This window comes from Roseomonas sp. USHLN139 (genome assembly GCF_037145735.1).
Lineage (GTDB): Bacteria > Pseudomonadota > Alphaproteobacteria > Acetobacterales > Acetobacteraceae > Pseudoroseomonas.
The window spans coordinates 1-20,788 of sequence record NZ_JBBCWY010000003.1; the positions used below are offsets into that span (position 1 = coordinate 1).

Genomic DNA, 20,788 nt, shown 5'->3' on the forward strand with positions numbered 1-20,788 from the left:
CGTCGGCCATGGATGCCGTGGCTAAGTCCATCTTCTCCGAGGCCGCAGCGCGGGCCTCTGCGGAGCCCTGTTGCTCATTGCTGGCGGCCTGCAGGAACTGCCCGAGGTCATCGTGGAGGGTTTGCAAAGGAAGCGCAGGAGCCTCGGCGGCAGCGTCGCGGACGTCTGTTCTCGCAGCAGGTTGGCGATCGCGCACCTTGCCTCTGCGGCTCGCTGAGCGCTGCCCGTTCCCTGACTTCATGCTGTAACCGCCTCATGCCGGCTCCCCATACAGAAAGAGACGGCGCGGCGGGCCGGGCATGAGGAACCGGCTTTCGGCGGCCAAACCTAGCCGCGCCGGGGCAGAGCATAGTCAGCGGCAGCGAGAACGGGAAGGGAACTTGACACAGGGGCAGCGGTCCGACGTGTGCGGCCAGGGACCAGAAAAAAAGTTCTGCGGATATCGCGGGGCCGCACGGATGCCCCCAGCACGGTCCGGCCCCGTCTTCCGGCAGAGATTTATTCTCCCCCTCCGCGTCACGCCCGGGCCATGCACAGCAGTGGCTGGGCAGAGTTGGCTGCTGCAGGGCAAACAGGCCCGGTAAGGCATGGCGACAGCTGGCCGGAGGAATTCCGGCCATCAGTCCAAATTTCCGCACAGCAACAAGAACGGCAAGAGAAAGCCGAAATTTTTTCTACAAACTCCCCCTCTAACCGGGCCGCGAATTACTCCCGGTTGGGGACCTTGGCAGGAAGGACCCAAATGGGGGGGGTACCCCCTCTGAGGCCCCGCAAGCCACCCTGCCGTCAAATCGACAGCTGAGTACCCTGCCTTCGCGACACCACCACGGCGCGATGCAGCCAAACGGCTCTAGGTTCATACGGGCACTCAGCCAACCGGCTTAGCCGCAGCGATGTGCGGGCATGCAGGCAGCGGGGCATGAGGACATCGGGCGATGCGGGCACCGAGGCATACCCGCAAACGGCCACACGACGATGCAGCCATACGGCCATAGGTCCATACGCCCATACGGGGACACCGCAGCTGGCTTACGGCGCAGTGATGTGAGGGCATGCGGGCAGCGGGGCATGAGGGCATCGGGCGATGTGGACACTGAGGCATACCCGCATACGGCCACACCGCGATGCAGCCATACGGCCATACGTCCATACCGGCACACAGCCAGCTGGCTTGCGGTGCAGCGATGCGAGGACGTGCGGGCAGCGAGGCATGAACCCGTGGTTCGTGACAGACGGAGGCCCAGATGCTGAGCCGATAGACCCATGCGCCGAGTACGTGCCTTTGGGTGTCAGTCATGCAGGGAACGGATATCGGAACGGCTGGAACGGTAAATGAATTTTAACCGTTCCCGTATTTCGATGATTTATCAGTCTCTTGTCCTGTGGAGGAACGGCAGGAACGGCGGAACGGCACCATCTTTTTATAGTCTGGAAAGAAAGAGGGAGAGGGAAAGCAGGCCTAAACCCCGCCGGAACAACGCTCTACGTGTCGCCACACGGCCGAAAACCTCCCACCTTTTCTGGCACGGCCGAAGGCTTGGGTGGGGGCCGGGGAGGGAGATAGGAGCCGCAGCAGACGGTGAGCTGGTCAGGCCGGTCGGTGGCGGTGAATGACGACAAGCTCGCCTGGCGTCTTGCTGCACCACTCGCCCCAGGCGTCCATCAGGCCGCGTCGCCGGTCCAGCAGGTCGCTACGTGCATAGGCGGCTTCGGCCTTGTCCCGAACCACATGGGCTAGTGCAGCCTCGGCCACCTCTCGACCTTCCGGCCGCGTCTCTCCTGCCCAGTCCCGGAACGTCGAGCGGAAGCCGTGGGGGACGATGGATCGACCCTCGGCATCTCGCCACCGTGGCTGATCGCCACCGCAGCCGTCGTTCATTCGCCGCAGCACCGCACTCAGGGTCATGTCGCTCAGTGCCGCGCCGGCACGGGTAGCGCTAGGAAAGATCAGGCTGGAACTACCGCGGGCGTGCTGCTGGACGGCTTCCAGCACAGCCAAGGCGGCGGGTGAGAGGGGAACGCGGTGGCGACGCTTCGCCTTCATCCGCGCCGCCGGCACCGTCCACACCGCCTGTGCCCAGTCGATCTCGCTCCACCGAGCCAACCGCACCTCGCCCGTCCGCGCTGCTGTCAGGATGGCGAAGGTGAGCGGATGGATGCCCATGCCAGACCGTTCGCGGAGCGCGGCCATGAAGGCCGGCATTTCGCGCCAGGGCAGGGAAGGGCGATGCTCTGGCAGCTTCACCTTGCGTGGCTTGGGCAGGATCTCCGCCAGGTGTCCACGCCACCGAGCCGGGTTCTCTCCCTCGCGCCAGCCGCGTGCCCGAGCGAAGTCCAGAACAGCTTCGATGCGGCCCCGCACCCGGGAGGCCGTCTCGGGCGTCTTGGTCCAGATCCCCCGCAGGACGTTCAGCACGTCGTCGGTGCTGATGTCGTCCACCGACTTCGAGCCAAGGTGCGGGAAGGCAAGCGTTCGCAATGTGCTCTCCCACTGCGCCCGATGCTTCGAGCTGGACCAGCCGCCTTCCTTCTCCGCCAGCATGCCTTCGGTGACGGCTTGAAACGTCAGGGGCGTCGCAGCCAGAGCAGCTGCCTCTTCTGCCGCGCGTCTGGCGGCCTCTTCGGCCTGGCGCGTGTCGAGGGGATCGAAGCCATCCCGCACCAGCTTGCGAGCGGTGGCGGCCTTCTCCCGCGCTTCGGCCAGGGTGACGCCGCCGCTGCGCCCATCCGGGTCCGCACTGCCCAGCCCCATCTCCCTGTCGCGATCCCGGACCCGGTACCGGAAGAGCCAGGACTTGCCGCCGCCGGCAGCTATCTGGAGGTAGAGGCCGCCGCCATCGCCCAGCCGCACCGGCCGCTTGTGAGTGCCCGGATGCTTGGCGCTCGCCACCGCCCGCACCGTCAGTGCGTTTCCTTTGCCCGCCATGCCTACCCCCAATTCGTGGCTGCCGCCGTTGGGGGTAGAGGGGGGCATTTTCGAAGCTACCCCCAACGCTACCCCCAATGCGGCATGCGCTTCAGTGATAACAGGTGAGCCCCGATGATACGATATGAGGCGATAGGTCCCTGAAAAGGCTGAGGGTCATGCGTCTTCGTGAGCCTCGGTGAATATCGGTGATATTCGGGGATGGCAGACACCCTCTCCGCCAGCGGCCCGGCTTCCATCGGGCATGCCCTCTGGCTCCCTATTGGCCGGTTTCCCTTCGACGGTGGCGTTCCGCGTCTTTCCCGCGTCCAAAGCGCCCCGGATGCATTGTCAACGGCGGGCGTCCCGACAACGGGGCGGGTGACGTGCCCCGGCTGAGCCCCGCTACCCTTCGTTAGCCAAAAAGTGGTCTGCGCGCTCCGCGTCGCGGCCGGACCCCTTGTTCCGCCATCGTCCTTTGAGCGGGGGTATCCCGGCCCGACCGGAAGCGGCCGAGGCCAGGGCAAGGGCATGTCACCCGGCTGCGCTGGCGTCTCCCCGCCTGCCGCCTTCTTGAGCGCTGTCCCGCTGCCCTCTAGCGTCAGGTTCCCCTCCTTCCGGGCGGAGAGACCGCAGCAGCATGTCCCGCCTTCTTGTCATGGGTTTCTCCAACACGGCGCTGAACACGGGCTATACGGTGCCGCTGCGCCGCCTGCTGGCGCAAAGCCATACGGCGCTGGACGTGCGGGTCTGCGGGCTGGGCGGGCTGGGTCCGCAGGTCCTTCCCGTCATGTTCGACCGCCTGCATCGCCTGCATGGCCCGTTCACCCATGTGCTGCTGGAGGTCGCCACATCGGCCTATGCCACCAGCAGCCCGGATGGCCCGGCGCAGGCGGTGGACCTCATTGCCGACTGCCTGAACCGGGTGGCTGAAACCGGCGCCAGGCCGGCGCTGCTGCACCTGCTGCGCACCGATCTGGCCGGGGCACGGCTGCCCTTCACCGCCCTGCTGACCGCGGCGGCCGAGGCCCAGGGCTATCCCGTGGTCGATCTGGCGGAGGGGCTGATCGCCCGGAAAGGCCGCGATTTCGCCCTGGGGCTGCTGCGTGACACCGTCCACACCACGCCGGAGGGCAGCCTCTACCAGGCCACGGCAACCGCCGAGGCCCTGGCGGGCTGGCTGCGCCAGACCGAGCCTCCCTCGGTCCCCAAGAGGCCGCTTCGGCGGCGCCAGGCACTCTCCCTGGCCTCCTATGCCCGCGAGCAGGATCGCTATGTCTGGCAGGATCTGGACTGCGTGGTCGCGCTGCTCCGCGCCGACGAGACGCTCCGCGTGCCGCTGGCCGAACCGCTCCAGATCTGCGGCCTGAGCTACATCATGGGGCCGCGTTCCGGCCTGCTGGAGGTCCGGCTCGGCGAGCGCAGCCTGTCCGTGCCGGCCTATGACGAGCACTGCTTCTACCAGCGGCTGGGCTTCCGCCAGCTGCCGCCGGGGCCGCAGCGCGCCATCGCGATCCGGCAGGATCCGGCGCTGCCGACGCAGCCTTTGCGGCGCGGGAAGCCCGACTTGTCGCCGCGCGAGGCGCGGCCGGTCGATCTCTTCTACTTCGCCTAGGAGGCCGCTGGCGCCGGCCTGACCGAGATCAGCGTGGCGCCGGCCAGCCGCTCCTCCCTGCTGAGCAGCCGCTCGAAGCTCGTCGGCAATCCCTGTGCGGCCAGCAACCGGCCGATGTCGCGGCCAAAATCGGTATAGACCAGCGACAGGCCCGCGCCGCCCGAGCCATGATAGACCGGCGGCAGCAGCATCACATCCTCCGGCCCGCTGGTGTCGACGCGCGGGCGTGTCGCCTCCAGCCGCCAATCCAGCGGCACCGTCCAGACATGCAGGCCGCCCGGCCGCAGGATGCGGCGGATCTCCGCGAAGGCCGCAAAGGGCCGGCGCACATGCTCGAAGATGTCGGAGGTGACGACGAGGTCGAAACTGTTCTCGGCGAAGGAGGTCGCCATCAGGTCCTGGCAGGTCATGCCGTCGCGCGGCGTGCCGCTTCGCAGGTCAGGGTCATAGAAGGATTGCTCGTAGCGCCCGGCCTGGCGTAGCCAGGGCCGCAGCGGCCCGCTGATGCCCGGCTCGAAGATGGCGAGCGAGGCCAGCGCGCCGCCCTCCGCAAGCGCGGCCAGCGTCGCGAAGCGGCCGCCGCCCAGACGCTGGACCAGCACCTCCGCCTGGCCGCGATAGCGCAGCGTCGCGCGGCAGGAGCGGCAGGACAGCGTCTCCCGCTCGCTGCGATGGGTGCGGCGGAACCGCCCCTCCCAGCCGCACAGGCTGCAGCGGCCGGGCAGTTCATAGGCCTCGTAGCGCTCGGCGCCATTGGCGGCCTCCAGCCGCTGCAGGAAGGGGGCGGCGAGCAGCGGGCCGGAATCCGTGGCGGGCATGGCCGCGGGGCTGGCGGGGCAGAGGCGGATCTCGTTGCCGAGGCTGCGGCCCGGCCCGGAGACCAGCTCGGCCGGCGCGGCGCCGGCCGCGGCCGGGCGCAGCCGGATCGTGCTGTCGCGCAGGCCGAAGCCGCCCTTCAGCTGGACGGCCGGCGCTGATGGCGGGGCGGCCGGCAGCTGCAGCTCGATCTCCACCGCCCGGGCATTGGACAGCAGCACCGCGCAATCCTCCCAGGCGGCGGCCTCGATCCGCGCCCGCAGCCCGGTGGCCGGCCTGGGTGAACGTGCGATCACCGACAGCGCGCGCTGCACCTGCGCGGCGCGGATCCGCAGCCGGGCGTCGAGGCGGAGCGGCCCGGCCTCGCTCTGCTCGACCGTCACGGCGCTGCCCTGCGCCTGCTCGATCTCGGCCTCGACCGAGAAATCCGTGCAATCCACCAGGCGGATGGCCGGGGCGGCGACACGCCGGGCGATGTCCCGCCCGCGCAGGCGCAGGCGCAGCGCCTGGCAGCGCCGCGCCAGCACCGCCTCGCGGCCCAGCTCCCCGGCGATCAGCCCCTCGGCGACCAGGCCGCGGCAATCCTCCACGGTGATGCCGCTGCCCTGGGCGAGCAGCAGCGCGACCTGCTCCAGCCGGCAGTCATCCGCGCCGATGGCGAGCAGCGGCGCCTCGCGATGGCCGCTGGCGGTCAGCGCCACATCCTCGATCCGGCAGCCCGCCGCCGCGACCGACAGGCCGCAGTGGCCATGGGCCAGGTGCAGGATCGGCGTGCCGGGATACAGGCCGCGCAGCGTCAGCCGGCGGGCCAGGACCAGCGGCGCGGTGATGCGGTAATGCGCCGCGTCGAGGCCGATGACGGCACCCTCCGGCGCCTCCGCCACCAGCCGGGCCAGGGAGTCGCCGCAGCCGGCGGTCAGCGGCGGCGGCACCGTGCCGGGCATCAGCCGGCCGTCGCGGCGCCGGGGAAGGGGAGTGGCTCGGCCATGCGATTCCTGGGGCTGGGACAGGCAGGCTAGCGCGCCGCCCCTTGCCGGCCTAGCCGCGCGACGGCGATGGTTGACAAGGGTGGCAGGCCTGGAATGCTCGCCCGGCGCATCGAGAAGGAATCAGGCCGCCATGCTGGAGAAGCTGACCGACCCGGCCAACCGGCATATCTCCGAGCCGAACCGCCACGCCCTGATGCTGCTCGAGAAGGTGCTGGAGCAGGAGCCGCAGCCGGTGATCTGCGAGGTCGGTATCGGCGTCGGCGCCACCGTCTCGGCGATGTGCCGGGTGCTGGCCCATCGCGGCCAGTACCACCTGTTCGACTATTCCAGCCGGCTGGACGACCTGAAGCCGGATCTCGACGGGCTCGGCTTCACCAATGTAGTCTATCACGGCAACACCCGCCGCAAGCTGGACAGCTACAACTGGGCGCTGGCGCGCATGCTGCAGGCGCGGCGCGAGGCCGGCGGCGACGTGCCGCTGTTCGACTTCGCCTTCCTCGACGGCGCGCACGCCTTCCACCACGACGCGCCGGCGGCGCTGCTGCTGAAGGAGCTGCTGAAGCCCGGCGGCATCATCCTGCTCGACGACTACGACTGGTCCTTCGCCATCTCGCCCACCATGAATCCCTCGGTCATGCCGCGCATCCTCGAAGCCTATACCGAGGAGCAGATCGAGATGCCGCATGTGAAGCTGATCTGCGACCTGTTCTTCGACCACGACCCGGCCTACCGGAAGCTCGACATCGGCTATGGCGCGCGCGAGCACCGCCGCGCCTACCGCAAGCTCGCCCCGGATGCCGGCTGAGGCGCCGGCCGCCGGCGCCCCGGCTCCGGCTCTGAGCCTGGCCCCGGCGGGCCAGGGTGTCGCCCTGTTCGGCACCTTCGATGTCGCCAATTACGGCGACCTGCTGTTTCCGCATGTGGCGGCGCATCTGCTGCGGCTGGGGGAGGGGGCGCTGCGCTGCTACTCGCCGCGCGGCGGCGCGCCGGCCTGGGCGGAATGCTGGCCGGCCCGCCCGGTCGCCGGTTTCGCCGCCGATCCGCCGCCGGCGCTGTGCCTGATCGGCGGCGGCAACATCATCCACGCCAATGCGACGCCGCTGCCGGATTATGCCGGGCTCTTCGGCCGCTCCGACTTCGTCTATGCCTCGCTCTGGCTCGGCGCCTCGCTGCTGGCGGCGCGGGCGGGGGCGAGGCTGGCCTGGAATGCGCCCGGCCTGCCCCGGCCGGTCGAGGGCGGCTGGGCGCGCGCCCTGCGCGACCTCGCGCTGCCGGCGGCCGAGCATGTCGCGCTGCGCGACGCGGCCAGCCAGGTGTTCCTCGGCGCCCCGGACAGCCCGGCCGAGCGGGTGCCCGACACCGCGCTGGCGCTGGCCGAGGCCTGGCCGGCCGCGCCGCTGCGGGCGGTGGCGGAGGCCGCCTTCACCGCGCGTGGCCTGGCGGTGCCGGAGCGCTGGATCGCCGTGCATCTGAACGACCGCTACATCGGTGGCGACCTGCCCGCGGCCTGCGCCGCGGTGGGCCGCATCGCGGCGCGGCTGCAGGCGGTGCCGGTGCTGCTGGCGATCGGCCCCTGCCATGGCGACGACGCCCTGGCACGCCAGGCGGCGGCGCTGCTGGACGGGCCGGTATTGCTGGCCGACCGGCCGCAGGGGCTGCGCGAGATCGCCGCGCTGATCGCCCATGCCGTGGCCTATGCCGGCTCCTCGCTGCACGGGCTGATCACCGCGCTCTCTTATGGCCGGCCGGGCCTGGTCGTCGCCCAGCCGCGCATGGTGAAGTTCCTGGGCTTCCTGGAGCCGCTGGGCGAGGCGGCGCGGCTGCTGGAGAGCTGGGCCGAGGCGGCGGCAGCGGCGGCGCAGCTGCTGCGCCCGCTGCCGCCGCCGGTGCTGGCGCGGCTGGAGGCGGCGCGGGCGCGGATCGCGGCGCATGCCGCCGCGCTGCGCGGCGTGCTGGCAGCGCCGCCCCGGCCGGAGGCGGCCGCCGCCCGGGCGCGGCTGCTGGCCGCCGTCACGGCGGCGGACGCACCGCCGGAATGGGCGCGGCTGCACCAGGCGCTGGCCGGCGGCACGGCACTGCCGGACCAGCCGGACGCGCATGCCGAGGCGCTGGCCGTGGCGCTGCGCGGCCCGCCCGACGCAGCGCTGCAGGCGCGCATCGCCGCCGCGCGGCAGCGCTGGCCGCACCATCTGCGCCTGGCGCTGCTGGAGGCCGAATGGCTGGAACGCACGAGCCAGCCCGGCCTGGCGCGCGAACGCCTGGCCGGGCTGCAGCAGCGGCATCCGGAGAATCCCTGGCCCACGGTGCGGCTGGTCCGCCTGCTGGCGGCGCAGGGCGAACTGGAGGCGGCCCGCGCGCTGCACGACCAGCGGTTGCGCCAGGCCGGGCTGCCCGCCAGGCTGCAGCTGGAGCTGGCCCATTTGCTGGGCGGGAGGGCCGGGTAGGCCGCCCGGCCTAACCGGCGGCCGGCTCCAGCAGCAGCGGCAGATGGGTGAAGCTGCGCCAGTCCGGATGCGCCAGCAGCGCGCCACGCGCCGCCGCCGGGCGCGGCGCGTAGCGCGCCAGCACCGCGCGCAGCATCACCTCCGCCTCCTGCGTGCCGAGCAGCGGGCCCTGGCACATATGCGCGCCGCCGCCGAAGGCCAGCAGCGCCGCGCCGCGTCGCGCCGGGTCCACCATGCCGGGCTCGGGGAAGGCCGCCGGGTCGCGATGCGCGCGGTCGGTCGGCAGCAGCATCAGGTCGCCCGGCAGGATGCGGGCGCCGCCGATCTCTGCCTCGGCCACCGCGATGCGGCGGCTCAGGCGGCGGATCGGGCCGGCCAGGCGCAGCGTCTCGCGCAGGAAACCCGGCCAGAGCGCCGGCTCCTGCGCCAGCCGGACCTGCAGCGCCGGTTGCCGCGCCAGCATGTCCAGCCCGGCGGCGATGGTGCTGGCGACGGTGTGGCCGCCGGCCAGCAGCAGGAAGGCGGCGAGGTCGGCGGTCTCCGCCGGGTCCTCCGCCGCCAGCCCGGCGCAGCGCAGCGCGCCGGAGCCGGCGGCGTGCAGCGCGGCGCGCAGCTCCGCCGCCAGCGCCTCCAGCTGGTCCAGCTCGCGCAGCGCCACGACGTCGAGCCAGCTGCGGCTCACCGCCAGCGTCCGCTGCTGCAGATCGAGGCAGAGCGCGGGCGGCAGGCCGAGCAGCCCGGCCACCAGCCGGCTCGGCAGCGGCTCGGCCAGGCTGGCGACCACCTCGGTCTCGCCCGGCCGGTCGGGCAGGGCGGCGACGATGCGGTGCGCCTCCGCCGCCAGCCGCGCCGCCGGCCAGGCGGCCATCGCTGCCTCGACCACCCGGCGCATCCGGGCGCGACTGTCGCGATGCAGCGCGTCATTCTGGAAGATCATGCTGCCGCGCAGCACGGCGAGCAGGTTGCCATAGTCGCGGCCCGTGCGGCCGGCGATGCCCCGGATGCGCTCCTCCACCGAGGTGGCGCGGAAGGCGGGGGAGCGCAGCACCGCCAGCAGATCGGCATGGCGGCTCACCGTCCAGACGCGGCCGCCGCCGAGCGGCTTGACCTGCAGCCGGGGCGGCTCGGGCGGGGCGGGCGGCGCGTCCGGATCGGTGAGGGTGGCGCTCACCGCCCCGCCTCGTCCGGCGCGGCGCCCGGCGCGTTGCCCGGCGCGTTGCCCGGGGCGGCGCCGGTGCCGGGCCCGGGCCGGCCGAAGATCACCGCCATGCCGTGCCGGATCGACTGGGCATGGTGGCGCACCGCATCGGGATGGAAGGCGGCCTGCGGCGGCTGCTCCAGCGCGAAGGTCCCGTGCTCGCGGCCGCGCACCAGCGTCGCGTAGTTGCGCATCCCGTCGCGCTGGCCGATATCGGCCGGGATGTAGCGGATGGCGAAGCCGATGCGCCGCCCCGCCGAGCGGTTGGGCGGCGAGCCATGCACGATCAGCGGGTCGTGCAGCGACATCTCCCCGGGCGCCAGGGTGATGTCGATGGCCGCGGCCTCGTCCACCTCGGCCAGCACCTCCTCGCGCCGGCCGAGCATGTTCTGGCGGTCGCCATTGTCGCGGTGCGGCAGGATGGAGCGGTTGCTGCCGGGCAGCATGCGCATGCCGCCATTCGAGGTGTCGCTGGCGCTGAGCGCCAGCCAGGCGGTCACCGCGCGCGGCTCGGTCAGGCCCCAATGCGTCTGGTCCTGGTGCCAGGTGACGTAGCGGTCGCTCGGCCCGTTCTTGATGATGAAGCTGGTGCCGAAGCAGAGCAGGTCGGGGCCGAGCAGGTCCTCGACCGCGTCCAGGATCGCCGCGTGATGCACCAGCTGCCACAGCCAGGGCAGCAGCAGATGCGGCTTGGCGTTCATCGCCGGCGGCAGCCGCCCGGCGCGGCTGGCCTCCACCGCCTCCAGCGCGGCGCGGTGCCCCTCGGCCTCGGCCGCGGAGAGGATGCGCAGCGGGAAGACCACCCCGTCGCGCCGGAAGGTGGCGATCTGCTCGCCGGTCAGGCGCTTGCCCATGCCGCGTCCTCCATCGTCTCATCCGCCGCCAGCGGCGCCAGCCCGCCTGCCAGGAAGGCCGCGCGGGTCGCTTGGTGGCGGATCTTGCCGCTGGTGGTGCGCGGCAGCGCGCCGGCGCCGAGCAGCACCACCTCCGGCAGCAGGCCGCAGCGCAGCCCGACCTGCTCGGCGATGCGCCGGCGCAGCGGGCCGGCGGCGATCCCGCGCCGCCCGGCCAGCGGCAATTCGCAGAGCAGCACCAGCCGCTCGCCTGCCGGGCCGGGCAGGCCGATGGCGGCGGCGCCCGCCAGCGCCAGCCCGGCCGCCTCGAAGGCGGCGGCCTCGGCATCGGCGGCATAGACGTTGCGGCCATGCACGGTGACCATGTCCTTCAGCCGGTCCAGCACCACCAGCCCGGCCTCGGTCAGCGCGCCGACATCGCCGCTGCGCAGCCAGGTGCGGCCCTCGGCCTGCAGCAGCGCCGGCAGCGGGGCGATGCCGCCCGCCGCGCCGCGCCACAGGCCGGAGGCCAGATGCGGCCCGGCGATGCAGATCTCGCCCGCCGCGCCGGGCGGCAGGGCGGCGCCCGTCTCCGGGTCGCGGATGCTGACCGTGCCGCCGCCCGGCGGCACGCCGCAGGACACCTGCGGCCGGCCGGAGGCGCCGATCGTCACCTCGCGCAGCCCGGCGCCCTTCGGCATGCCGGTGACCAGCAGCGTCGCCTCCGCCATGCCGTAGCAGGGCAGCAGGCTGGACGGGTGGAAGCCGGCGGGGGCGGCGTGGGCGGCGAAGCGGCGCAGGCTGTCGGCGCGCACCGGCTCGGCGCCGCAGAAGGCGACGGAGAGGCTCGACAGGTCGAGCCCGGCCATCTGCTCGGCGCTGACGCGGCGCAGGCACAGCTCGTAGCCGAAATTGGGCCCCCCCGCGACGGTGCCGCGATGCGCGGCGATGGCGGCCAGCCAGCGCAGCGGCTTCTGCAGGAAGGCCATGGGCGGCATCAGCACCGCCGTGGCGCCGAGGAAGAGCGGCTGCAGGATGGCGCCGAACAGCCCCATGTCGTGATGCGGCGGCAGCCAGTTCACCGCCACGCTCTGCGGCCCCATGCCGAAGGCCTCGGCGATCATGCGGTGGTTCGCCAGCATGGCGGCGTGGCTGATCACCAGCCCGGCCGGGGCGCGGGTGGAGCCAGAGCTGTACTGGATGATCGCCGGCGCCTCCTGCGGCGGCGGCGGCTGGTCGGGCACTGCCTGCAGCGTGGCGGGGTCGAGCCGGCGCAGCCCGCCGGGATCGAGCGCCGCCTGCGGCGCGGCCAGCACCGCGCCATCCCCGCCCAGATCGGCGATCACCCGGCGCAGCCGGTCATGGCCCTCGCCGGTGGGCGGGAAGGGGACCGGCACGGCGATGGCGCCGGCGCGCAGGCAGGCCAGCAGCGCCACGACGAAGTCCAGCCCCGGCGGCAGCGCCAGCACCACCGGACGGCCGCGCAGCCCCTCCCGCAGCAGCCCGCCCGCCAGCGGCGCCAGGGCGGCGGCCAGGCCGGCATAGCTGGCCTCGGCCGTCACCGCCTCGCCGCGCGCCAGGAAGCGCAGCGCCGGATGGCCGCCGCGCGTGCGGGCGTGCTGCTCCAGCAGCTCCGGCAGGGTGGCGGCGGCGCTCACCGCGCGGCGCTCCCGCCGCCCATGCGCGGCATGACGATGCGCATCCATTGCCGGATCACCTGCTGGTAGCGGCGCAGCGCCTCCGGGTGGAACGGCGCCTCGGGCGGCTGCTCGCGTTCGAAGCCGCCATGGTCGCGGCCGCGCACCAGCGTGGCGCTGCCGCGCAGCCCCCCGGTGGTGGTGACATGGCCTGGGATGTAGCGGATGGCGAAGCCGCAGCGGCGCAGGGCGGAGCCGTTCGGCCGCGAGCCATGCACCAGCAGCACGTCGTGCAGCGACATCTCGCCTGGCCGCAGCACGATGTCGACGGCGCTGGCCTCGTCCACCGCGACCTCCACCGTCTCGCGCCCCGGCAGCATGGCGGTGTTGTCGCCGGTGTCGGCATGCGCCAGCACCGTGTGGTGCGTGCCGGGGCTGACCCGCATGCAGCCATTCCCGACCTGCGACGGGGTGAAGGCGACCCAGGCGGTGATCGCCTCGGGCGAGGACAGGCCCCAATAGGTGGCGTCCTGGTGCCAGGGCACGTGCTGCGGCGTGCCGGGCCGCTTGTCGAAGAAGCCGGCGCCCCAGCACAGCAGGTCGGGGCCGAGCAGGTCGGCCACGGGGCCGAGGATGGCCGGGTGGTGCACCAGATCCCACAGGAAGGGCACCAGCAGATGCGCCTTGACGTTCTGCGACGGCACCATGCGCCCGGCGCGCTGCGCCGTCAGCGCGTCGAGCTGCGCCAGCAGCGCGGCCATCGCCGCCTCCTCCATCACCCGCAGCGGCGAGAGGTAGCCCTCCTCGCGGTAGCGGGCGATGGCGGCGGCGTCGAGATGCGGTTCGGGCATGCTCATGCTTATGCTCTCGGCAGCGTGGCGAGGCAGGCGCCCTGGCGGGCATCGAACAGCCAGCCGGGGTCGCGCAGGGTGCGCAGCGGGCGGCCGCGCCGCCGCAGGTAGAGCCGGCTGCCCTGCTGCAGCACCGCCATGGCCGCGGCCGGGGTGCTGGTGGAGACGCCGCCATGGATCTGGTGGAAGGTGGCCTCGCCCAGCACGCGGATCTGCTGCGTGCCCGGCAGCGCGCAGGCGCGCAGATAGGTGTCGGGGTTGACCACGCCGCCGCCCGGCTCGGTGAAGGCCGGGTCGTAGCCGCCCAGCTCCTGCCAGAGCGCGCGCGGCAGGAACAGCGCGTTGCTCTCCAGCATCGGCCCGGCCGGGCCGGCGCGCAGCTCGCTGGTGGCGATGTCGAACAGCCGGTAGCCATCGGCGGGCCAGCCGATGCCCTCCAGCAGCCGGTCCTCCGCCGCCTGGTCGTAGCCGTGCCGGGCGCTGTCGAACTGCAGCGCGGGGCCGAGCTGGTAGTTCAGCGTGGCGATCACCGGGCGCGGATGCAGCCGCGCCGCCGCCAGGCAGGCGGCGACCAGCCCGGGCGAGGCCATGCGCGCGCCATCGATCCAGACGCCGACCAGCCCGCCGCGCGCCGCCGCTAGGCCGGTGTTGACCGCCGCCACCGGCGAGGCGCCGGGCGCCGCCTGGCGCAGGAAGCGGATCGTGGCGCCGAGCCCGGCCGCCAGCGCCGGCCCGGGCGGCTGGCGCGAGCCATTGTCGACCACGAGGATCTCCAGTGCCCCCGCCGCCAGCCCGGTCTGGTAGGGCGGGGTCAGCGAACGCAGCGTCCGCGGCAGCTCACGCCCCATCTCGTAGCAGACGAGGACGATCGACACCGCGGGGGCGGTCACGCGGCGGGCTCCGCCGGCAGCGGGCCGGTGCCGTCGCTGGCGAAGGCGGCGCAGAAGGCGTCGATGCTCGGATGCTCGAGCAGCTGCACCGGGTCCACCTGCACGCCGAACTCCTCCTCCATCACCCCCGCCATCACCACCGCCTCGACGCTGTCGAAGCCGTAGCTGTCGAAGGTGGCGGCGGTGGGCACGCCCTCCGGCAGGGTCAGCACCCCGCCGATATAGGCGACCATCCAGTCGCGCAGCGTGGCTTGGTCACAGGGCAGGCGCTGGTCCATCATCGGTCTCTCGGTGGGTCTGTGGAGCCGGCGGGCGGCGCATACGGCGGTTCAGGAAGGGGGCCATGGCCCAGGCCGGGCCCTCGGCGGCGACCGCCTCGCGCAGCAGCGCGGTGGCGAAGGCCTGGCGCGGCGCCGCCCGGGCGGCGGGGCCGGCGGCGAAGGCCGCGGCCACGCGCGCCCAATGCGTGTCCAGCGCGGCGGCCAGGGCCGCGGGCAGCAGCGCGCCCTCGTCCGGCCGGCGCGCCGCGGCCAGGCGCAGCGCCTGCGCCCAGTCCTGCGCCAGGTCCTGCGGCCGCCCGGCATGGGCGAGGAAGCCGGCGAACTTGTTGTAGCGTGGCCGCGCCACCAGCACGCCCGGCACGTCATAGGCGGTGGCGACGATGTAGCCGTGCAGCGAGGCGCCGACATAGAGCGCGCTGTGCGCCAGCGCGGCAGTGATCTCGCGCAGGCTGGCCGGATCGTCCAGCATCAGCACCGGGCCGCCCATGCGCGCCGCCAGCTGCCGCGCCACCGCCGGGTCGTCATGGCTCTCGCCCACCGCGACCAGCATCGGCAGCAGCCCCTGCGCCGCGGCGAAGTCGCGCAGGGAGGCGGCGATCGTGTCATGGTCGAGCCCGGCGATCGAGCGGTTGCGCAGATGCAGGGCCAGCAGCCGGGTCTCCGGCGGCACGCCCTTGCGCGCCAGCAGCGCGCGGTAATCGGCGGCCAGCGCGGCGCGCGGCCACAGCCGCGGCAGGCCGGCGATCGGGTCGGGCACCACCGGGACATCGGCCGCGCCCTGCGGGTCCAGCAGCCGCCGGCTGCCCGCGTCGCGCACCGAGACATAGGAGGCGGCGCGCAGCGCGGCGTCGACCAGGCGCTGCTGCCGGGCGGAGAAGGGATGCGGCACCCCGGGCGCGTTCCAGGCCAGCGGCACGTCGCGCAGCGCCGCCGCCAGTGTCGCGCCCAGCCACAGCCCGGCGCCGCACCAGCTGCCCAGCCCCTCGCCGGCATAGTGGTCGAGGAAGGCGAGCGAATGGGCGTGGATGATGTAGCCGCCGCCGATCAGGATGCCGGCGGCGGGCGCCCCCCCGGCGTCCAGCATCGCGGCGATGTCGAGGCAGGGCAGGGCGTCGGCGAAATCCGCCCGGCCGCCGGCCGGCGCCACCGGCTGCAGCGCGTAGCCGGCCTCGGCCAGGCGCTGCTGCGCCACCAGCGGGAACAGCAGGTCGCCGTAATTGTTCATGTCGAACATGCCGGAGACCAGGATGGTGCCGCGTGTCGTGCTCACGGCGCCGCCGCCCCGGCCAGCGCGGCATCGAGAATGGTGAAGAAGTTGCCGCTGGCGATGGCGTGCTCGATGGTGAAATGGTCGGCGCAGCCCGGCTCGGGGTGCAGCACCGCATTGGGCAGCGGCTGCAGCAGCCGCGCGGCGGCGACGTCGGGCTCGAAACCGGTGCCGAAGCACTGGTGCACCGTCAGGCCAGGATGGGCGCGCAGGGTCGCCACTATGTCGGCCTCCGCCCCGGTGAAATGGCTGAACAGCGCGGCCCGCGTGCCGCTGGGGGCCCCGGCCGGGGCCGCCTCCTCCTCGGTCATGTCCTGGCCGAGATTGACCGGCCCGGCGAAGGAGATCGCCACCTTGGCCGGCATCGCGGCGGCGGCGCGGATGGCGGCGACGCCGGCGATGGAGGATCCCATGGTGACCACCGGCACACCGAGCGGCTGTGTCATCCGCCGCAGGGCCGCGACCATCGCCGCATGGTCGGGGCCGAGGCCCTGCACGCCGCTGGTGAAGGCGCGGTGGTTGCGGTCGCGCAGATACAGCACATGCACCGGGCGCTGCCGCAGCAGCCCGTCGGCCATGCCGAAGGGCAGGTAGCCGAGCCCGCCGGCGACGCTGGAGAACAGGATCACGGTGGCCACCGCGCCGGGCTGGCGGAACAGCTGGACGTCATCGTCGCAGGCATTGCTGACGCCGCGCGGGTTCGACCAGCAATCCAGCGGCTGCGCCGCCAGCGCCGCGTCGAGCGGACCGGCCATGTGCCCGGTCGTCGCCGAGCCCACCAGCGGCCGCACCCTGGCCACGGCGTCCGCGGCGGCCTCGTGCCGCAGGCTGGCCAGGGCGTATTGGAACAGCCAGCGATCCTGGCCGGCCATGGCCGGCCGCCGTTCCGACAGGGCGGCGAACAGGGCGCGGTCGGCGGCGCCGGGCAGCGGGCAGCGATTGTAGCGGAACAGCAGCAGCCAATCCCCGGGCCAGCGTTGCAGCGCGGCCTCCAGCAGGGCCACCGCCTCCTCCGTGCGATCCAGGAACAGCGCCGCCTGGATGGCGCGGCGGGCGTATTCCACCCGCTGCGGATGGCGGGCGCAGAGATCCTGCGCCGTGGCATAGGCCTCGGCGAAGCGGGCGGCGGCGAAATGCAGCTCCAGCTGCACCTGCAGCGCTTCGTCGGTGATCGGGCCAAGCGCCGCGGCCTCGGCGAACAGCGCATCCGCCCCGGCGCGGTCCTTCTGACGGAAGCGCAGCAAAGCGAGCTTGGAGAGCGGGAAACGGTCCTCCGCATCCTGGCGCAGCAGGCCGCGCAGATGCGCCTCGCGCGCGGCCGGGTCCTGCAGCGCGGCGGTGGTCTGCGACAGCAGCCGCAGCCGGGTCGGCTCGGGCACCTTGCTGGCCCAGACCCGCTCGCGGAACCAGCGGCAGGCCGGCTCGGCGCGGCGCAGCTGCAGCAGCAGGTCGACCAGCCGCAGCGCCGGCCAGGGGCTGGTGGGATGCTCGGCGCAGGCCGTGGCGTAGCATTCGGCCGCCGCCTCGGCCTGGCCGGACGCTTCCAGCCAGCCGCCCTGCAGCAGCCGGGGGCGCAGCTCGCCCGGCCAGCATTCGCGGGCGGCCTGGATGCGGGCGCCGGCCGCGGGCGCCGCGCTGCCTTCGGTGGCGAGCAGCTGCTCGATCGCGGCGATCTCCGCCTGGAGGGCGCCGGTGCCGGATCGGCGCGCAGCCGGGGCGTTCTGCGTCGGGGCGGTCATGGGCAGACTGTCATCAAGAGGCCGGCGGCATGCTGCGCCGTCGCGCGGTGCTGCGGTGTCATCGCAGCAGGGCCTGCTGGCAGAGGCCGACCATCTCGGTCACGCGCTTCGGCCAGGAGATCGGCCACAGCGCATCGGGCGAGGGCGGCTGGCTCGGGCCGGTGAAGCCGCGCCGCGCCACCGCGGCGTCCAGCCGGGCCAGGAAATCCTGCGCATCGGCGGCGACCGCGATGCGGTCGCGCAGCTCGTCGATATTGGCGACGTCGCTGCTGACGACGGGAATGCCGAGGGCGACATAGACATAGAGCTTGAGCGGGTTCATGCGCTCGCTGATGGCGTTGCGCAGATGCGGCATGATCGCCACGTCGAAGCAGCGCATATAGCCCAGCGCCTGCTCGTAGACCTTCGGGCCGAGCAGCCTGACATTGGGATGGCGCCGCAGCCGCGGGATCTCGCTGTCGCCATGCGCCGAGCCGATCAGCACGAAGGTCCAGCCGGGCCGCGCGGCGATGATCGATTCCAGCAGGGCGGTGTCGATGCGGGCGCGCAGATTGCCGACATAGCCGATCACCGGGCCATCGATGCCCTCCAGCTCGGCCGGGCGGCCGCCGATCGCGCCGTAGAACTCGCAGGCATTCGGCACGACATGGACCGGCGCCGGGCTCAGCGGCGCGAAGGCCTCGCGCACCGCCTCGCAATTGGCGAAGACCAGGCCGGCGCCCTGCAGGGTGCGGCGATAGGCCTCCTCGGCGACGGCCGCGCGCGCCTCGTCGGTGGCCATGACGCGCTGGTCGTCGACCAGGTCGACGACCTGCAGGTCGAAGTCCAGCGCACCGGCGATGTCGGCATAGAGCGGCGCGATCGGCCAGCTCCAGCCCACGACATTGCCGGTGCAGTGCCGGGCGATCACCCCCGCCACATAGTCCTGGTATTCCTCCAGCTGCGGCAGGCCGCGGCCGAGATAGCTGGTGCCGCGCTCGCGCGAATGGACGAAGGTGCGGCGCAGCAGCCCCGGTTCGTCATCAAGCTCCAGGAAGCGGCGCGCGGTGGCGTCGGCGATCAGCTTGCCATGGTGGAAGGGCGAGCCCTGCGCCGCCTCCTGCTCCTTGCGCAGCCGGTCGACCCGCATCGGCGCGTCGAACTGAATGATGGTGCCGACATGCTCGCTGCGGCGGAGGTATTTCAGCAGCATGTCGTGGCGGCGGCCATAGATGCCGGTGTCGTTCTGCTTCCAGAAGCAAACCAGGTCGATGGGCCGCCGGCGGCGCAGCGCCGGCGCGGTGCGGGCGGGGCGCTGCGCCCAGGCCGGCGCTGCCTCCGGCAGGGTGCTGCCGAAGCGCCGGTTCAGCGCCTGGAACAGCTGTGTCCATTCCTCGCGCCAGACCACCGGCCGCTGCAGCGCGGTGGCCAGGGCGTGCCCGGCGCGGGCGGCATTGACGGCGTAGCTCAGCTCGGCGCCGAACCAGTCCAGCCGGCGCTGCCGCCCGGCCGCGCCCTCGCGCCCCTCGGCGATGCCGCGCAGCCAGTCCTGCAGCCCGGCCTCGTCCTCGATCAGCGTGACCAGGCCCTGCCGCCCCAGCTCGGCCACCGCCGGCACCGGCGTCGCCGCCACCGGGATGCCGAGCGACAGCGCATCGGAGAGCTTGGCAGGGGACTGGTAGTGCGAGACCGGGGAGTCGAGATCCTGCAGCAGGCAGACACCATCAGCGATCTGCAGCATGGCCGGCAGCTCGGCAAAGGCGATGTCGGGCAGCAGCCGCACCCGCGCGCCGGGCTGCGGCATCAGCTCCCGCGCCATGTCGCGGTCGCGCACCGAGCCGGCCACCACCAGGATCAGCCGCGGATCGGCCAGCGCGGCCATCGCCGCCACCAGCCGGCCCAGCCCCTTGTGGCGGCGCGGCGTGCCGGCGAACAGGATGACGCGGTCGGTGTCGAGCAGGCCGAGCCGGGCGCGCATCTCGGCGCGGCGGGCCGGATCGGGGTGGAACACCGCCTCGTCCCGCCCATGCCGCACCAGCATGCCGCCGAAACGATCGGCCAAGCTCGGCCCGGCGACGCTGCGGGTCTCGAAGCTCGGGATCAGCGCCTCGGCCACGGCGGTCCAGAAGCCGCCCTGCGGCCGGTCGAGCCCGGTGGCCTCGGCCTGCGCGGCGGCCGTGTCGATCTCCTCCAGCCCGATCGCCCCCGGCTGCGCGGCGAAGAAGGACAGCTCATGGTCATCGATGTCGAGGACGAGGGGGCAGCCCAGCCGGTGCACCACCAGCAGCGCCAGCACCATGCCGGGCAGCCGCGCCTTGGAGAGATAGGCGATCTCGCATTCGACGCCCTCGGCGAAGGCCTGCGCGGCGGCGAGGAAGGCGGCCATGCCGCCGCCGCCACGGAAAAACCGCACCGGCAGGCCGCAATCCTTCAGCGGCGGCCAGATGCCGGAATCCGCCCGCATGAAGTGGCTGCCGAGCAGCTCGACACCATGCTGACGGGCCAGCATGTCGGCCAGCACATGGGCGCGGCCGAAGGGGTTGTCGCCGACCTCCCAGGTCAGCACGGCGACGCGCAACGGCCGGCCCTGGCCCGGCTCGGCGGCTGGCCGGCGGCTGGAGCGCGCCGTGGCCGGGCGCAGCATGGCAGGCGCCGGCGTCGCCTCCAGCGTGGCACCGGTCAGGGTCAATGCCGGCTCGCCGGCGCGGAAGCGCAGCTCCAGCAGATGCTGCCCCTTGGCCGCCGGCCAGGCCAGGCTGGCGCGCAGCCGCAACCCATCCGCCCCGTCCGGCTCCGCCAGGTCGCCGCCGAGGGTGAGGAGCACCGTATGCCGCCCCTTGCTACGGATCCGCAGCAGCCGCGCCTGCTGCAGGGCGGCTTGCAGCTGGCGGGGTTCCGGCGAGCGCAGGGTGACGGTCAGCGTCAGGCCGGCGCCCTCTGCCTCGACCGGGATCGCCAGCTCCGCGGTCATCAGCACGGCCTTGGCTGCCGCTGAGGCGACCAGCTGCAACCCCGCCGGACCCTGCGTGACCTGCAGCGCTTCGTCGGTCATCTGGGGGGCCAGAGTCCAGACGCCGAACACCGGCGGGGTGGTGATGCTCTGGTCGCGTTCCGGATCGGCGGTGGTGGTCAGCAAAGCCATAGTAAGACGAAATCTCCCGGGGCACCCTGGACGGCTGACAACCAGGGTTGCGGGCACGGGCAGGCAGGCTGTGCCCGGCCGGGCCGTTGCCTCTTCGCTCTTTAACCAATTTCGTTAACCAATCGTGCGGCACGATGGTGAGCCGATCAAGATGCGAGGCCGGATTTTTGTGAGATGGAGCGAGGCTCCCCCTTGCCACGGC

15 protein-coding genes are annotated in these 20,788 nt (G+C 73.2%); 3 read left to right on the plus strand and 12 right to left on the minus strand.

Translation table 11 applies throughout. The features are described 5' to 3' along the window. Positions 1–196, minus strand: a 196-nt coding sequence (locus tag WFI16_RS10470; protein WP_419897783.1) for a hypothetical protein, incomplete at its 3' end; no start/stop codon positions are given. 1,392 nt (positions 197–1,588) lie between these two features. Then, positions 1,589–2,926: a tyrosine-type recombinase/integrase gene (locus WFI16_RS10475; protein ID WP_419897784.1), complete on the minus strand. Its 1,338-nt coding sequence runs from the start codon at positions 2,924–2,926 to the stop codon at positions 1,589–1,591. A gap of 619 nt (positions 2,927–3,545) precedes the next feature. On the opposite strand from WFI16_RS10475, the gene WFI16_RS10480 reads away from it, so the two are divergent. Next, positions 3,546–4,520 carry a hypothetical protein gene (locus WFI16_RS10480; protein WP_419897785.1) on the plus strand — a complete coding sequence of 325 codons (975 nt, stop codon included), beginning with the start codon at positions 3,546–3,548 and terminating at the stop codon, positions 4,518–4,520. On the opposite strand, the gene WFI16_RS10485 is transcribed toward WFI16_RS10480, so the two are convergent. Further along, positions 4,517–6,280 (minus strand): methyltransferase domain-containing protein, encoded by a 1,764-nt coding sequence (locus tag WFI16_RS10485; protein WP_419897786.1) that lies wholly within the window; start codon positions 6,278–6,280, stop codon positions 4,517–4,519. The two genes, WFI16_RS10480 and WFI16_RS10485, sit on opposite strands and share 4 nt — an antisense overlap. A 175-nt stretch (positions 6,281–6,455) precedes the next feature. On the opposite strand from WFI16_RS10485, the gene WFI16_RS10490 reads away from it, so the two are divergent. Beyond that, positions 6,456–7,130: a class I SAM-dependent methyltransferase gene (locus tag WFI16_RS10490; RefSeq protein WP_419897787.1), complete on the plus strand. Its 675-nt coding sequence runs from the start codon at positions 6,456–6,458 to the stop codon at positions 7,128–7,130. Next, on the plus strand, positions 7,120–8,769 hold the full coding sequence (locus WFI16_RS10495; protein WP_419897788.1) for a polysaccharide pyruvyl transferase family protein: 1,650 nt from the start codon (positions 7,120–7,122) through the stop codon (positions 8,767–8,769). Before WFI16_RS10490 ends, WFI16_RS10495 begins: the two co-directional genes overlap by 11 nt. Positions 8,770–8,779: 10 nt before the next feature. Here WFI16_RS10495 and WFI16_RS10500 read toward each other — a convergent pair whose 3' ends face one another. The 9 genes from WFI16_RS10500 to WFI16_RS10540 are packed head-to-tail and all read right to left on the minus strand — an operon-like array spanning position 8,780 to position 20,586. After that, a complete protein-coding gene (locus WFI16_RS10500; protein WP_419897789.1) occupies positions 8,780–9,940 on the minus strand; it encodes a cytochrome P450 in 1,161 nt (386 codons plus the stop codon). Continuing rightward, a complete protein-coding gene (locus WFI16_RS10505; protein ID WP_419897790.1) occupies positions 9,937–10,821 on the minus strand; it encodes a phytanoyl-CoA dioxygenase family protein in 885 nt (294 codons plus the stop codon). Before WFI16_RS10505 ends, WFI16_RS10500 begins: the two co-directional genes overlap by 4 nt. Next, positions 10,806–12,506, minus strand: coding sequence for an AMP-binding protein (locus WFI16_RS10510; protein WP_419897791.1), 1,701 nt, complete (start codon positions 12,504–12,506; stop codon positions 10,806–10,808). The genes WFI16_RS10505 and WFI16_RS10510 overlap by 16 nt, the downstream gene beginning before the upstream one ends. Then, positions 12,455–13,294 carry a phytanoyl-CoA dioxygenase family protein gene (locus tag WFI16_RS10515; RefSeq protein WP_419897792.1) on the minus strand — a complete coding sequence of 280 codons (840 nt, stop codon included), beginning with the start codon at positions 13,292–13,294 and terminating at the stop codon, positions 12,455–12,457. Before WFI16_RS10515 ends, WFI16_RS10510 begins: the two co-directional genes overlap by 52 nt. A gap of 2 nt (positions 13,295–13,296) precedes the next feature. Beyond that, a complete protein-coding gene (locus tag WFI16_RS10520) occupies positions 13,297–14,178 on the minus strand; it encodes a glycosyltransferase family 2 protein (RefSeq protein ID WP_419897793.1) in 882 nt (293 codons plus the stop codon). Further along, a complete protein-coding gene (locus WFI16_RS10525) occupies positions 14,175–14,456 on the minus strand; it encodes an acyl carrier protein (RefSeq protein ID WP_419897794.1) in 282 nt (93 codons plus the stop codon). The genes WFI16_RS10520 and WFI16_RS10525 overlap by 4 nt, the downstream gene beginning before the upstream one ends. Continuing rightward, on the minus strand, positions 14,434–15,729 hold the full coding sequence (locus WFI16_RS10530; protein WP_419897795.1) for a polysaccharide pyruvyl transferase family protein: 1,296 nt from the start codon (positions 15,727–15,729) through the stop codon (positions 14,434–14,436). The genes WFI16_RS10525 and WFI16_RS10530 overlap by 23 nt, the downstream gene beginning before the upstream one ends. Then, entirely contained in the window at positions 15,726–17,465 is a 1,740-nt protein-coding gene (locus WFI16_RS10535; protein WP_419897796.1) for a hypothetical protein, read from the minus strand. The genes WFI16_RS10530 and WFI16_RS10535 overlap by 4 nt, the downstream gene beginning before the upstream one ends. A 58-nt stretch (positions 17,466–17,523) precedes the next feature. Beyond that, positions 17,524–20,586: a glycosyltransferase gene (locus tag WFI16_RS10540; protein WP_419897797.1), complete on the minus strand. Its 3,063-nt coding sequence runs from the start codon at positions 20,584–20,586 to the stop codon at positions 17,524–17,526. Positions 20,587–20,788: the final 202 nt, after the last annotated feature.

Excerpts from the sequence above, each read along its gene's own strand:
- WFI16_RS10535 (WP_419897796.1), bottom strand. The coding sequence starts at position 17,465 with ATGACCGCCCCGACGCAGAACGCCCCGGCTGCGCGCCGATCCGGCACC.
- WFI16_RS10505 (WP_419897790.1), bottom strand. The coding sequence starts at position 10,821 with ATGGGCAAGCGCCTGACCGGCGAGCAGATCGCCACCTTCCGGCGCGAC.
- WFI16_RS10485 (WP_419897786.1), bottom strand. The coding sequence starts at position 6,280 with ATGCCCGGCACGGTGCCGCCGCCGCTGACCGCCGGCTGCGGCGACTCC.
- WFI16_RS10480 (WP_419897785.1), top strand. The coding sequence starts at position 3,546 with ATGTCCCGCCTTCTTGTCATGGGTTTCTCCAACACGGCGCTGAACACG.
- WFI16_RS10495 (WP_419897788.1), top strand. The coding sequence starts at position 7,120 with ATGCCGGCTGAGGCGCCGGCCGCCGGCGCCCCGGCTCCGGCTCTGAGC.
- WFI16_RS10490 (WP_419897787.1), top strand. The coding sequence starts at position 6,456 with ATGCTGGAGAAGCTGACCGACCCGGCCAACCGGCATATCTCCGAGCCG.
- WFI16_RS10510 (WP_419897791.1), bottom strand. The coding sequence starts at position 12,506 with ATGGATGCGCATCGTCATGCCGCGCATGGGCGGCGGGAGCGCCGCGCG.
- WFI16_RS10515 (WP_419897792.1), bottom strand. The coding sequence starts at position 13,294 with ATGAGCATGCCCGAACCGCATCTCGACGCCGCCGCCATCGCCCGCTAC.
- WFI16_RS10525 (WP_419897794.1), bottom strand. The coding sequence starts at position 14,456 with ATGGACCAGCGCCTGCCCTGTGACCAAGCCACGCTGCGCGACTGGATG.
- WFI16_RS10475 (WP_419897784.1), bottom strand. The coding sequence starts at position 2,926 with ATGGCGGGCAAAGGAAACGCACTGACGGTGCGGGCGGTGGCGAGCGCC.
- WFI16_RS10540 (WP_419897797.1), bottom strand. The coding sequence starts at position 20,586 with ATGGCTTTGCTGACCACCACCGCCGATCCGGAACGCGACCAGAGCATC.